This is a genomic window from Nakamurella deserti (assembly GCF_003260015.1).
Taxonomy (GTDB): Bacteria; Actinomycetota; Actinomycetes; order Mycobacteriales; family Nakamurellaceae; genus Nakamurella; species Nakamurella deserti.
On the sequence record NZ_QCXS01000002.1, the window covers coordinates 2,212,828 to 2,225,769 of the forward strand.

Genomic DNA, 12,942 nt, shown 5'->3' on the forward strand with positions numbered 1-12,942 from the left:
ACGACGGATGGCCTAAACGGAAAGCCCACGACCCCCGGTCGGGGTCGCGGTCAGGCCAGCGCGACCACGGCTCGGGCCCTGCCCAACACCGTCTGGCCCTCGAACGTCGCGGTGACGTCGACCCGTACCGTCCGGGCCTGTTCGTCCAGCGCGCCGACGACCGCGGAGATCTCCAGCAGCGCACCCTCGTCGTCGTCAGGAACGACGACGGGGCGCGTGAACCGGACGCCGTACTCGCGGACCGCCGCCGGATCGCCCACCCAGTCGGTGAGGACCCGGGCGGACAGCGCCATGGTCAACATGCCGTGGACGATCACCCCGGGCAGTCCGACCGAGGTGGCCACCCGCTCGTTCCAGTGGATGGGGTTGAAGTCGCCGGAGGCGCCGGCGTAACGGACCAGCTGGGCCCGGGGTACCCGCAGTGACAGCGGCGGCAGCACGGTGCCGACCGCGACGTCGTCGAAGTGCACCGAGGCGGTCATGCCGCGGCCCGCGAGACGAGCGTGCCGTGGGCGGTGGCGACCGCCGCACCGGCGGCGTCGGTGACCTCGGTGCGGACCGCGATCACGTCGTTGCCGGCGAGCACCTTGATCGAGTCGACGTGCACGGTGGAGTGCAGCACGTCGCCGGCCACGACCGGCCGGTGGTGCACGAAGCGCTGGTCCAGGTGCACGACCCGGGAGAAGTCGAGCCCGAGCGCCGGGTCGAACATGACCCTGTCCTGGGCCCGCGCCACGACGGCGATCAGGAAGGTCGGGGGCGCAACGACGTCAGGGTGGCCCGCTGCTCGAGCGGCCACCCTGTCGACGTACATCGAATTGTCATCGCCGATCGCGGAGGCGAACTGGCGGATGCTCTCGCGGCCCACATCGTAGGGTTCGTCGAACGGAAAGCTCCGGCCGACGAAGGCCCGGTCCATGGCCACGCGCGGACTACCGGGTCTCTTTGTGGTTCCGGTGGCACTTGCAGTTCGGGCAGAACTTCTTGATCTCGAGGCGATCGGGATCGTTGCGCCGGTTCTTCTTGGTGATGTAGTTCCGGTGCTTGCATTCTTCGCACGCCAAGGTGATCTTGGGGCGGATGTCAGTCGATTTCGCGGCCACGGCCGTCGGCCTCTTTCTGCTTCTCGTACGGGCGGCACGGAAGACCCGTGCCGGCTGTGTGGTGAGCGGTCCGGATCGGGAACACCTGATCCTGGCCTGTGGGTAGCGGTGGCCGGACTTGAACCGGCGACCTAACGATTATGAGCCGTTTGCTCTGCCAGCTGAGCTACACCGCCACAAGGTGCGCGTACGGCGCGAGCACCGTACCCACGAAAGAACGGCCGCAGACGGAGAACCATTCCCGTTCCCGGGTGGTCCCAGCCCACGGCCGCGTCCTCCGAGCCCCCTTACGGAATCGAACCGTAGACCTTCTCCTTACCATGGAGACGCTCTACCGACTGAGCTAAGGGGGCCTGTCCTCTTGGCACTTCTACTTCGTTACTGCCAACTGCGATCTGCGGTACTGCTGCCGGTTCGCGAGCCGGTCTCCTGCACTGTCGTCCTCGGTCCCGGGATTCGGTGTCCCGGCCCTCGTCCGCAGCCTCGACCACTGTACATGAGCTGATGCCGCTAACCGAAATCGCTGGTCCGGGGCGGTCTGCCGGGGCGCGGACGGCTCAGCCGACCACCCGCATGATCGGCATGTCGACCCCGTTGGTGGTGCGCACGGTGCGGGAATCCAGCCAGGCCTCGAAACGGTCCACCGGTTGCGGCCGGCTCAGCAGGAACCCCTGGATCCCGTCGCACTGCATCGACTTCAGGACCACGCGCGAGGCGTCCTCCTCGACCCCCTCCGCGATGACCTTCAGCCCCAGCGAGTGCCCGAGATCGATGATCGACTGGACGATGGCCAGGTCGCCCAGCGCGGTGGACATCCCGAGCACGAACGACCGGTCGATCTTGATCTCGTCGATCGGCAGCCGCCGCAGGTAGGCCAGGGACGAGTAACCGGTGCCGAAGTCGTCGACCGACAGCATGATGCCCATCGAGTGCAGCGCGTCCAGGATCGGCATCGCCGTCTCGGGGTCGGTCATCACGTTGGACTCGGTGAGCTCGAAGGTGAGCAGCTCGGCCGGTACCTGATGGCGCTCCAGGGCGGCCCCCACGCGCTCCGGGAAGTGCTTGCCGGTGAGATTGCGCATCGACAGGTTGACCGCGACGCTGATCCGCAGCCCGCGGTCGAGCCAGCCGCGGATCTGGGCGAGCACGATCTCCAGCACGTGGTTGAGCAGGATGTCGATGGAGCCGGTGGCTTCGATGGCCTTGACGAACTCCCCCGGCGTGACCATCCCGAACTCGGGGTGCACCCAGCGGACGAGGGCCTCGACCCCACGGAGCTGGTTGTCCTCCAGGCTGACCTTGGGCTGGTAGTGCACGACGATGTGGCCCTGGTCGACCGCGCCGCGGAACTGGGTGACCAGCTGGAAGCGACGGCGGTACACCTCGCCCATCGTCGGGCGGAAGATCTCGAAGCGCTCGTGGCGGTTGCGGCTGGCCAGCAGGGCCATCTCGGCACGTTGCAGCAGCGCGGCCGCGTCCGGATGCTCCAGGGAGTGCTCGTCGACCACGACGGCGATGCCGGCGTGCGGCTCGACCTCCACGTCCACCCCGGCCAGGCTGTACGACGGGCTGATCCGGCGCAGGATCGACGACACCTCCAGCGCGAGCTCGGCCTCGGGCATCGGCTCGAGCAGGATCGCGAACAGGTCGGACTCCAGACGGGCCACGGCCCGGTCCCCCGCCTGCAGTATCCGCTGCCCCGCCTGGACGAGGAGCTCCTCGCCGTGCCGGTGCCCCAGCGCGTTGTTGACCTGCGAGAGCGTGTCGAGCTGGATCAGCGCGAGTGCTCCCAGCCGGTTCTCGGCCAGCAGCTCCTCGGCGTCCACGGTCAGCCCGGCGCGGCTGCGCAACCCGGTCACCGAGTCGCGGTAGGCCTCGTGCCGTAGGTTGGCCAGCAACTGGACGTTCTCCAGCGCGGTCCCCATGTGCACGCTGAGGGTTCCCAGGAACTCGGCGTCCTCCTCGGTGAACTCGCCCCACCGGCTGAGCCGGTCACGGACCTCGACGTACCCGCGGACCTGGTGCGAGGCGGTGAGGGCGACGATCATCACCGCCTTGGCGCCACGGGCACGCAGCGCCGCGAGCACCGCCGGGTCGGTGTCCTTGTCCACCGACGCCCGCACCACGCCGTGGGTGCCGGCCAGGGCGAGCAGGTGGTCGTCGGCGTCGAGCGGCGCCACTCCCACCTGGCCGTGCAGGTCGACCGCCAGTCCCACCAGCTTCGCCGGTGCGGGCCCGGGGGCGGTGGCCTCGCCGGTGAAGTCGGCGACGTCTTCCAGGTACAGCACCGCGGTGGTGGCGTTGTTGTGGGACCGCACCATCTCCATCATCTCGGGCCAGCGGGTGTTGTCGGCCTGGGTGACGCCGACGCTGCGGATGAAGGTGTAGAGCTGGTTGAGGTTCGCGTGCCGGCTCATCATCGACCGGAAGGCGAGGTAGATGAGCACGGCGAAGGCCATCAGCGCGGTGGCGATGTAGGGCCCGGCGCCGACGTCGGACGTCCACAGCAGGAACTCCACGAGCGCGAACACGATGACGAAGCAGGCGCCGCCGCTGGACCGGGCGATGACCTTCCACACCGGCTCGACCGGTCCGAGCAGCCGGTAGGCCAGGCCGACGATCACCGGGCTGGCCATCGTGCCGGCCAGGACGCCCGCGGCCACGACGAGCGGCCAGGCGAGGTCATCGGGCTTCACCCCGGTGGCCGCGCCGAGTGCGATCATCGCCGAGAGGGCGACACCCGTGTCGGCGAGCACGAGCGCCACGTTGAGCAGCGAGTGCGGCCAGTCGTCCTTGCGCAGCACGTACACCGAGACACCGACGACCAGTTGCGCGCCGAGCACCAGGAACCAGGGCAGCACGAGGAACCCGATGACCAGCGGGAACTCCAGCAGCGCCACCATCATGGTCTCGGTGCGGAACTCCACCCGCAGGGGCACGAGCTCGCAGAACACCAGGATCCCGATGAGCAGCGCCGTCAGCCCGGCGGTGGGCCAGAAGCGCAGGTCAGGCGCGTCGATGGCGTCGGGGTGGTTGACGATCAGGGTGTAGATCGGGATGCAGGCCGCGAACACCAGCGCGGTGGTCGCCGGGAACACCTGACTGGGCCGCCAGGTGCGCCGCGGCGGCGCCGGGGACTCGGCGAGGACCTCGCTCATACCGCCGCTCCCGTCGCCGGCGCCCCGGGCGCGCGGACCGCTGAACGACGCGCGCGCGGAGGACGGGAGGGCATGCACGGAGCGTAACGTTCCGTCGCGATCAAGGGAATCTTGCGCCACAAACCCGACAGCGCTGGTCTGCCCGTGCAGAGCCGTTCGAGTGACCGACGGCAGGGCGTCCCTCCAACGGGTCGCTACGTCGAGACGACCCCCGTCGGCACTCATCCGACAGTGGCAGCAGACGGCGAGTCGCCGTGACCACCGCCCCTTCGGATCACCGGATGCTGACCCGCCGTCATCGGGAGGTTCGCTCTTTCGGGACTCTCCAGGCCCGGACGAGCGCTCGACGACGTCCGTGAGATCGCTCACATCGGCCGGATCGGCACCAACCCGGATCGTGGTCCGGAGATTTCACCTCATCGCCGTACCAGGAGTGCCCGTTCGGGGAGCACCCGCCGGGGCCCGCCGGCTCCGACCGTCCCGCCCGGTACCGGCCCACGCAGGGCACCACGGCGCGGAACCGCCCCGACGACACCGGCCCGGGCCCGACCCCCGGAGGGGCCGGCCCCGGGCCGGTGGATGGTGCGGTGTGGCAGGTGAGAGATTCGAACTCCCGTAGCTTGCGCGGCTGATTTACAGTCAGCTCCCTTTGGCCACTCGGGCAACCTGCCCCGCGGGACGATCCGCCACCCGCGGTGGCGCAACGTCCGGTTGTCGATACTACAAGTGGCCCCGCGGTGGACGAAATCCGCTGGTGGGAGCCCGCAGACCGCCCCCCGGTGCCGTGCGCCGTGGGCCGTGGTCGTGGCCGCGTCGTGGCCCGCGGCACCTGGCGGCACGGGACGGCGACGGACGGCGGGGACCGCGCGGCGACGCGCGGGACGACCGGCTGACGGAGGTGGTCTTCCGGCCGCGGTCCGCCGCGCCGGGCGGGCCGGTGGAGAATGGGCCGGGGTCGCGCCGCCCTGGGGGCGGCGCCCGTGACGTCGAGCGTCCCGGTCGGGACGCACCGGAGAAGGAGGCACCATGGCGGACGCATCGTTCGACATCGTCAGCAAGGTCGATCACCAGGAGGCGGACAACGCGCTCAACCAGGCGGCGAAGGAGCTCTCCCAGCGGTTCGACTTCCGCGGCGTGAACGCGACCATCGTGTGGGCCGGCGAGGACACCGTGACCCTGACCGCCGACACCGAGGAGCGTTGCGCCGCGGCGATCGACGTGTTCAAGGAGAAGCTGATCCGGCGGGACATCTCCATGAAGGCGCTGGAGATCGACAAGCCCCAGGCCTCGGGCAAGATCTTCAAGGTCACCGGCACGCTGGTCTCCGGCATCCCGACCGACAAGGCGAAGCAGATCGCCAAGCTGATCAAGGAGCAGGGACCCAAGGGCGTCCAGGCCCAGATCCAGGGTGATCAGCTCCGCGTGACCGGCAAGAAGCGCGACGACCTGCAGGCGGTCATCGCCCTGCTCAAGGGCGCCGACCTCGATCTGGCGTTGCAGTTCACGAACTACCGCTGACGGTGCGCACGCTCCCCCGCCCCTGGGCGCCGGTGGTGTCCTGATGCGCCGGGGGATCGTCTTCGGCCTCGTCGCGTACGGCGTCTGGGGCCTGTTCCCGCTGTTCTGGCCGTTCCTGGAGCCGGCGTCCGCGCCGGAGATCCTGGCCCACCGGGTCGTCTGGTCCCTGGTGTTCATGGCCGTCGTGCTGACGGTGCGGCGACACTGGCACGCGCTGCGGTCGCTCCCCCGGCGAACCTGGCTGCAGGTCGCGGCGGCGTCGGTGCTGATCGCGGTGAACTGGGGCGTGTACATCTTCGCCGTCAACAACGGCCTCGTCGTCGAGGCGGCGCTGGGTTACTACATCAATCCGCTGGTCAGCGTCGCATTGGCCGTGCTGGTGCTGCGCGAGCGGCTGCGGACGTTGCAGTGGGTCGCGGTGGGCATCGCCGCGGCGGCCGTGGTGGTCATCGCCACCGGCACCGGCGGGCTGCCGTGGATCGCGCTGACGCTCGCGTCGTCGTTCGCGCTGTACGGACTGGTGAAGAAGGTGATCCCGCTCGCGGCGGCGGAGTCGCTGACGGCGGAGGCGCTGGTGCTGGCCCCGGCCGCACTGGCCTTCCTGACCTGGCTGCAGTTCGCCGGCCGGTCCACCCTGACCGACCACGGCGCGGGGCACGTGCTGCTGCTGGCCGCCGGCGGGCTGGTGACCATCGTCCCGCTGGGCGCGTTCGCGGTCGCGGCGCAGGCGTTGCCGCTGTCGGTGGTCGGGTTCCTGCAGTACCTCACGCCCACCATGCAGTTCGTGCTCGGGGTGTTCTGGGCGCACGAGCACATGTCGGCCACCCGGTGGGTGGGCTTCGTGATCATCTGGGCGGCGTTGGCGGTCTACTCCGTCGACGCCGTCCGCCATTCCCGGGGCGGCCGGCGGGAGCCCGCGGCAGCGACGGTGGCCGGGCGCAGCTAGCGGGTGCGCTCCACCACGAACCGGGTCAGGGAGGTCAGGGCGTCCCGGGCCGACGACGGCGGCAGGTCGCTCAGCGCGGCGGCCGCCTCCCCGGCGTAGCTGTCCAGGGTCTGCCGGGCCTGGACCATGCCGTCGGACGCCGACAGCAGCGCGACCGCCTCGGCCACCTCGGCCTCGTCGCGCAGCGGCCGGGACACCAGGTCGATGAGCCGGGAGTCGGTGCCGGCGGCGATCGTGTACAGCGCCGACAGGGTCGGGACACCTTCACGCAGGTCGGTGCCCGGGGTCTTGCCGGAATCGGCGGACACGATGTCGATGATGTCGTCGGCGATCTGGAAGGCGACGCCGACGGCGCGGCCGTACCGGCGGAGTGCGGCGATCTCGGCGTCGGTGGCGCCGGAGAACATCCCGGCGTAGCGGGCACAGGTGTCGATCAACGAGGCGGTCTTCTCGTCGAGCACCAGCAGGTGGTGCTCGATCGGGCTGCCGGTCGGCCCTGGGCCGACGGTCTCCCGGGTCTGCCCGGTGACGAGTTCGGCGAAGGTCTCGGCGATGATGCGGACGGCATCCGGACCGAGGTCGGCGACCAGCCGGGAGGCGTGGGCGAAGAGGAAGTCGCCGGTGAGGATGGCGATCGAGTTGTCCCAACGGGCGTTGGCCGACTTCGCGCCACGGCGCACCTCGGCCTCGTCCATGACGTCGTCGTGGTACAGCGTCGCCAGGTGCACCAGCTCGACCACCGCCGCGGCGATGGCCACCTCGGGGGCGTCCGGTCGCGGTCCGATCCCGGCGGCGACCAGGGTGAACAGCGGGCGGAACCGCTTCCCGCCGGCGTGCATCAGGTGCGAGGCGGTCTCGGTGACGAACCCGAACTCGGACTGCAGTTCCTTGTCGAGCAGGTCTTCGACCGTGGCCAGGCCGTCGGTCACCCGCCGGGCGAGCGCCGGGTCGGCGAGCTCGATCCCGGCCATCACGCGAGGAGCAGTCACACCGACGACATTACGACAGCAGCGGAACCTGGACGGCCAGAACGTCCAGGGCGGCGCTCGGGTACAGCCCCAGGCCCAGGGTCACCACGCCGCACACCACGACGACGGTCAGCACGAACGGGCTCGGCACGGTCACGGCGGGGCCACCGTCGACGGGCTCGGCGAAGAACATGAGCACCACGATCTTGAGGTAGAAGAACGCGGTGATCGCGGTCGCGACCATCGCCACCACCACCAGCGGCCCCATCCCCTGCTCCATCGCGGCGCTGAACACGGTGAGCTTGCCGATGAAACCGCTGGTCAGCGGGATGCCGGCGAACGACAACAGGAACAGCGTCATCAGTCCGGCCACCCACGGGGACCGCCGGGCCAGACCCGCCCACTGCGACACCTGGGTGGCTTCGCCGTCGGCGTTGCGGACCAGCATCACCAGGGCCAGCGTCCCGATCGTGGCGAAGCCGTAGGTCAGCAGGTAGAACAGCGTGCCGGTGACGCCGTCGCTGGTGAGAGCCATCACGCCGAGCAGCAGGAAGCCCGCGTGGGCGACCGAGGAGTAGGCCAGCATCCGCTTGACGTCGCTCTGGGTGATGCCCAGGATCGCGCCGATCAGCATCGAGGCGATGGCGACACCCCACAGCGTGCCCTTCCAGTCCCACACCGAGGGCGCGAACGCGGAGTACAGCACCCGGGCCATCGCGGCGAACGCGGCGACCTTGGTGCAGGACGCCATGAACGCCGTGACCGGGGTCGGCGCCCCCTGGTAGACGTCCGGCGTCCAGGTGTGGAACGGCCCGACCGACCCCTTGAACAGCAGTCCGACCATCAGCAGCGCGAGACCGCCGAACAGCAGCGCATCGGTCCGGCCACCGGCCTGGGTGGCCAGGCCGATGTCGGCGTACCGCAGGCTGCCGGCGTAGCCGTAGAGCAACGCGATGCCGTACAGCAGGATGGCCGACGCGAAGGCGCCGAGGAGGAAGTACTTGACCGCCGCCTCCTGCGAGATCAGCCGGCGACGGCGGGCCAGCCCGCACATCAGGTACAGCGGGAGCGACAGCACCTCCAGACCGACGAACAGGGTGATCAGGTCCGCCGACGCCGGGAAGATCAGCATGCCGCCGGTGGCGAACAGCGCCAACGGGAAGACCTCGGTCTGCATGGGGGCGATCGTGCGGGTGCGGGCCCGCTCGCGGACCGCGGCGAGCGGCGCGGCCTGGGCCACGAAGGCCCCGCCCGGCTCGGCGGTGCGGTCGGCCATCAGCAGCACCGACGCCAGCGCCAACGCCAGCAGCACCCCCCACATCGCATACGTCGCCTGGTCGATCGACAGGGCCCCCGCCAGGGTCACCGCGTAGTGGCCGCCGGTGCCCTGCAGCACGGTGACCACCCCGGCCGCGACGATCGCCGTCACGGTCAGCGCGACCTGTGCGGCATAGCGCTGCCGGGCCTTGAGCAGCGCCTCGACCAGCACCCCGAGGCAGGCCGCGCCCAGGATGATCAGGATCGGCAGGATGGCGCCGTAGTCGATGCTCGGCGCGCTGATCGGCGCCACGGACACGGGGGCGGCCAGGATCACCGTGGTCACGGGTTGGCTCCTTCGATGGCCGGCGCCGGGTCGCTGTGCCCGGAGTCGGTGACGATCTGGGCGGCGGTCGGGTTGATGACGTCGAGCACCGGCTTGGGATAGACGCCGAGCAGCAGGATGAGCGCGACGAGCGGGGTGAGCACGGCGATCTCGCGGGCCTTCAGATCACCGAACCGCAGCCGCGCGCGGACGGCCCCGAGCGGATCGGCGCTGTGCGCGTTCTCCTGCCCGGTCTCCTCCTCGTCCTCCAGGACGGCGTGCCGGGCCGGGGCGGTCAGCACCGCCGTCGAGGTGCTGCCGGTCAGCCGGCCGGTGGAGCCACCGCCGGGAACGGCCCCGAGGTCGGGCTCGGGCAGCAGCACACCGGCACCGCGGACCGGGCCGGTCATCGTCCGCTGGAAGATCCACAGCATGTAGATCGCGGCGACGACGATGCCCACGGTGGCGATCGCTCCCCACACCGGCTGGGTGGCGAAGGTGCCCAGCAGTACCAGGAACTCGGCCACGAAGGAGCTGGTGCCGGGCAACGCGATGGTGGCCAGTGAGCCGATGAGGAACATCCCGGCCAGCAACGGCGCCACCTTCCAGACCCCGCCGTAGTCGCCGACCAGCCGGGAGCCGCCGCGGGCGGTGAGCATCCCGACGACGAGGAACAGCAGTCCGGTGGCCAGGCCGTGGGCGACCATGTAGAACACCGCGCCGCTCATCGCCTGGGTGGTGAACGCGAAGACCCCCATCGCGATGAAGCCGAAGTGCGCGATCGAGGTGAAGGTGACGAAGCGCTTGAGGTCACGCTGGCCGGCCGCGACGAGCCCGCCGTAGAAGATGCCGATGACCGACAGCGTGATGATCACCGGCGCGAGCTTCGCCGACGCGGCGGGCAGCAGCGGCAGGCAGATCCGCAGGAAGCCGAAGGTGCCGACCTTGTCCAGCACGCCGACGATCAGCGTTCCCGATCCCACCGGCGCCTCGGCGCCCGCGTCGGGCAGCCAGCTGTGCAACGGGAACAGCGGCGCCTTGATGGCGAAGGCGATGGCGAAGCCGGCGAAGATCCACATCTGGGTGGACTCCGGGATCTGGTCCGCGATGGCCCGCAGCTCCGCCCAGTCCAGCGTGCCGACCCCGGTCGCGGTGTGGCTCTTGCTCGTGACGTAGAGCCCGATGACCGAGGCCAGCATCATCAGGCCGCCGAACAGCGAGTACAGGAAGAACTTGGTCGCCGCGTACGTCCGCCGCGGCCCGCCGAACGCCCCGATGAGGAAGTACATCGGGATGAGCATCAGCTCGAAGGCGACGTAGAAGACGAAGACGTCGGTGGCGGCGAAGACGGCCATCATCGTCGACTCGAGCACCAGCAGGAGCGCGAAGTAGCCGCCGATGGTGCGCCCGGCCGGCAGCTTCTCCTCCCAGGAGGCACCGAGCACGATCGGCACCAGGACGGCGATCAGCGCGATCATCACCAGCGCGACGCCGTCGATGCCGACGGAGAAGCCGATGCCCAGCGCCGGGATCCAGTCCGCGGACGCGGCGAACTGGTAGCCGGTGGCCGCCGGGGTGTACCCCACCCAGATCAGCGCGACCACCACGAGCTCGACGAGCGAGATCGCCAACGCGACCGTCTTGACCGTCGACGCGGGTGCGGTCTTCATCGCGCCGACGACGACGCCGCCGACCAGCGGCAGCAGCAGGACCACCAGCAACAACGCCGGACTCGTCACACGAACCTCACCAGCAGCAGGGCGGCGACGACCAGGAAGGTGCCGCCGAGCATCGACAGGGCGTAGGACCGGACGAAGCCGGTCTGGGTACGGCGGGCCCGCGCGCTGAACGCGGCCAGGACGGTGCCGGAGCCGCTGACCGTCCGGTCCACCGCGGAGGTGTCCAGGTCGGTGAGCGCGCGGGTGAGGGCGATCCCGGGACGGGCGAAGAGCGTCTCGTTGACGAGATTGCCGCCGACGTCGGCCCGGGCCAGCCGGACCAGCGCGGGCACCCGGGCCGGTGCGGTGACCGGCACCGGCCGGTTGCCCACGCGGACCCAGGCGACGGCGATGCCGAGCGCGATCACCACCAGCGTCGCGACGGTGATCACCAGCGGCGACAGGATCTCCGGGTGGGGCTCGGTGAACTCCCCCACCGAGGGGGTCAGCCAGTGCGCGAGCCGCTCGCCGCTCGCGAGGACGAACCCGGCGAAGACCGAGCCGAACGCCAGCACCACCATCGGCGCGGTCATCGTCACCGGCGACTCGTGCGGGTGGTAGTCGTGCCCGTCGGCCGAGCGCTGTCCCTGCCAGCGCTGCTCGCCGAAGAACGTCATCAGCATCAGCCGGGTCATGTAGAACGCGGTCAGGCCGGCGCCGATCAGCGCGGCGCCGCCGAGCAGCCAGCCGCGCACGCCGCCCGCGGCGAACGCCGCCTCGATGATCGGGTCCTTGGAGTAGAAGCCGGACAGGAACGGGAAGCCGATCAGCGCCAGGTAGCCGAGGGTGAAGGTGGCGAAGGTGACCGGCATCAGCCGCCACAGCCCGCCGTAGTGGCGCATGTCGACGTCGTCGTTCATCGCGTGCATCACCGAGCCGGCCCCGAGGAACAGCCCGGCCTTGAAGAAGCCGTGGGTGAGCAGGTGCAGGATGCCCAGCGCGTAGACGCCGGCCCCGAGGCCGACGGCCAGGAACATGTAGCCGATCTGGCTGACCGTGGAGTACGCCAGCACCTTCTTGATGTCGTCCTTGGCGCAGCCGGCGATGCAGCCGACCAGCAGGGTCACCGCGCCGATGATGGTGACGACGAGCCGCCCGTCGTCGGTGAGGTCGAACACCGGGTAGGACCGGGTGATCAGGTAGACGCCGGCGGTGACCATGGTGGCCGCGTGGATGAGCGCCGACACGGGGGTCGGGCCCTCCATGGCGTCGGGCAGCCAGGCCTGCAGCGGCACCTGGCCGGACTTGCCGCACGCACCCAGCAGCAGCAGCAGCGCGATCAGCGTGACGGTGCCGGGTGACACCTCACCGATGCGGCTGAACACCCCGTCGAAGCTGGTGGTGCCCAACTCCTTGAACATCAGGAAGATCGCGATGGCCAGGCCCACGTCACCGACGCGGTTCATGATGAACGCCTTCTTCGCCGCGGTCGCCGCGGCCGGGCGGTACGACCAGAACCCGATCAGCAGGTACGACGCCAGACCCACGCCTTCCCAGCCGGCGTACAGCGTGACGAACGAGTTGCCCAGGACGAGCAGCAGCATCGCCGCGACGAACAGGTTGAGGTAGGCGAAGAACCGCCTACGGTCGGGGTCGTGGGCCATGTAGCCCAGCGAGTAGACGTGGATGAGCGAACCGACACCGGTGATCAGCAGCACGAAGGTCAGTGACAGCGGGTCGATCCGCAGGCCGAAATCGACCTGCAGCGCCTCCACCGGGATCCACGAGAACAGCTGGACGTCGTTGATCCGGGCACCCTCGGGCAGCCCGGTGACCTGGAGGAACATCAGCACGCTGAGGACGAACGGCGCCGCGACCATGGCCACGGCCAGGTACGGCCCGACGGCGTTCAGCCGCCGGCCGCCGATGAGCAGCAGGGCGCTGCCGACCAGCGGCAGGGCGACCAGCAGCAGGGCCGCGGCGGAGATCCCGGTGGCGGCGGCCGCGGG

General features: G+C 70.3%; 10 protein-coding genes and 3 tRNA genes. 2 read left to right on the plus strand and 11 right to left on the minus strand.

Annotated elements, in window-relative coordinates; genetic code table 11:
• Positions 1 to 50: 50 nt before the first annotated feature.
• The 7 genes from DB033_RS10090 to DB033_RS10120 all read right to left on the minus strand — a co-directional run bounded on the left by DB033_RS10090 (position 51) and on the right by DB033_RS10120 (position 4,932).
• Complete coding sequence (locus DB033_RS10090) at positions 51 to 482, minus strand: MaoC family dehydratase (RefSeq protein WP_111766565.1); 432 nt, start codon at positions 480 to 482, stop codon at positions 51 to 53.
• Positions 479 to 925: an FAS1-like dehydratase domain-containing protein gene (locus tag DB033_RS10095; RefSeq protein WP_111766566.1), complete on the minus strand. Its 447-nt coding sequence runs from the start codon at positions 923 to 925 to the stop codon at positions 479 to 481. The genes DB033_RS10090 and DB033_RS10095 overlap by 4 nt, the downstream gene beginning before the upstream one ends.
• 7 nt (positions 926 to 932) lie before the next feature.
• Positions 933 to 1,103, minus strand: coding sequence for a 50S ribosomal protein L33 (rpmG, locus tag DB033_RS10100; protein WP_111766567.1), 171 nt, complete (start codon positions 1,101 to 1,103; stop codon positions 933 to 935).
• 103 nt (positions 1,104 to 1,206) lie between these two features.
• Positions 1,207 to 1,279 (minus strand) — tRNA-Met (locus tag DB033_RS10105).
• Between the two features lie 104 nt (positions 1,280 to 1,383).
• Positions 1,384 to 1,456 (minus strand) — tRNA-Thr (locus DB033_RS10110).
• 204 nt (positions 1,457 to 1,660) lie between these two features.
• Entirely contained in the window at positions 1,661 to 4,261 is a 2,601-nt protein-coding gene (locus DB033_RS10115; RefSeq protein ID WP_157970615.1) for a putative bifunctional diguanylate cyclase/phosphodiesterase, read from the minus strand.
• A 590-nt stretch (positions 4,262 to 4,851) separates the two neighbouring features.
• Positions 4,852 to 4,932: transfer RNA gene (locus DB033_RS10120), tRNA-Tyr, on the minus strand.
• A 355-nt stretch (positions 4,933 to 5,287) separates the two neighbouring features.
• On the opposite strand from DB033_RS10120, the gene DB033_RS10125 reads away from it, so the two are divergent.
• A complete protein-coding gene (locus DB033_RS10125; RefSeq protein ID WP_111766569.1) occupies positions 5,288 to 5,779 on the plus strand; it encodes a YajQ family cyclic di-GMP-binding protein in 492 nt (163 codons plus the stop codon).
• 43 nt (positions 5,780 to 5,822) lie between these two features.
• Positions 5,823 to 6,725 carry an EamA family transporter RarD gene (gene rarD, locus DB033_RS10130; RefSeq protein ID WP_111766570.1) on the plus strand — a complete coding sequence of 301 codons (903 nt, stop codon included), beginning with the start codon at positions 5,823 to 5,825 and terminating at the stop codon, positions 6,723 to 6,725.
• Here the strand turns inward: rarD and DB033_RS10135 are convergent.
• The 4 genes from DB033_RS10135 to nuoL all read right to left on the minus strand — a co-directional run bounded on the left by DB033_RS10135 (position 6,722) and on the right by nuoL (position 12,921).
• Positions 6,722 to 7,696: a polyprenyl synthetase family protein gene (locus DB033_RS10135; RefSeq protein WP_111766571.1), complete on the minus strand. Its 975-nt coding sequence runs from the start codon at positions 7,694 to 7,696 to the stop codon at positions 6,722 to 6,724. The two genes, rarD and DB033_RS10135, sit on opposite strands and share 4 nt — an antisense overlap.
• 28 nt (positions 7,697 to 7,724) lie before the next feature.
• Complete coding sequence (gene nuoN, locus DB033_RS10140; RefSeq protein WP_111766572.1) at positions 7,725 to 9,296, minus strand: NADH-quinone oxidoreductase subunit NuoN; 1,572 nt, start codon at positions 9,294 to 9,296, stop codon at positions 7,725 to 7,727.
• Positions 9,293 to 10,945, minus strand: a complete 1,653-nt coding sequence (locus DB033_RS10145) for an NADH-quinone oxidoreductase subunit M (protein ID WP_420814057.1) — start codon at positions 10,943 to 10,945, stop codon at positions 9,293 to 9,295. The genes nuoN and DB033_RS10145 overlap by 4 nt, the downstream gene beginning before the upstream one ends.
• A 65-nt stretch (positions 10,946 to 11,010) precedes the next feature.
• Positions 11,011 to 12,921, minus strand: coding sequence for an NADH-quinone oxidoreductase subunit L (gene nuoL, locus DB033_RS10150; protein ID WP_111767390.1), 1,911 nt, complete (start codon positions 12,919 to 12,921; stop codon positions 11,011 to 11,013).
• Between the last annotated feature and the right edge of the window lie 21 nt (positions 12,922 to 12,942).

Bases quoted from the DNA above. Each gene is read 5' to 3' on its own strand.
- DB033_RS10090 (WP_111766565.1), bottom strand. From the start codon at position 482: ATGACCGCCTCGGTGCACTTCGACGACGTCGCGGTCGGCACCGTGCTG.
- DB033_RS10115 (WP_157970615.1), bottom strand. From the start codon at position 4,261: ATGAGCGAGGTCCTCGCCGAGTCCCCGGCGCCGCCGCGGCGCACCTGG.
- DB033_RS10125 (WP_111766569.1), top strand. From the start codon at position 5,288: ATGGCGGACGCATCGTTCGACATCGTCAGCAAGGTCGATCACCAGGAG.
- rarD (WP_111766570.1), top strand. From the start codon at position 5,823: ATGCGCCGGGGGATCGTCTTCGGCCTCGTCGCGTACGGCGTCTGGGGC.
- DB033_RS10135 (WP_111766571.1), bottom strand. From the start codon at position 7,696: ATGGCCGGGATCGAGCTCGCCGACCCGGCGCTCGCCCGGCGGGTGACC.
- DB033_RS10145 (WP_420814057.1), bottom strand. From the start codon at position 10,945: ATGAAGACCGCACCCGCGTCGACGGTCAAGACGGTCGCGTTGGCGATC.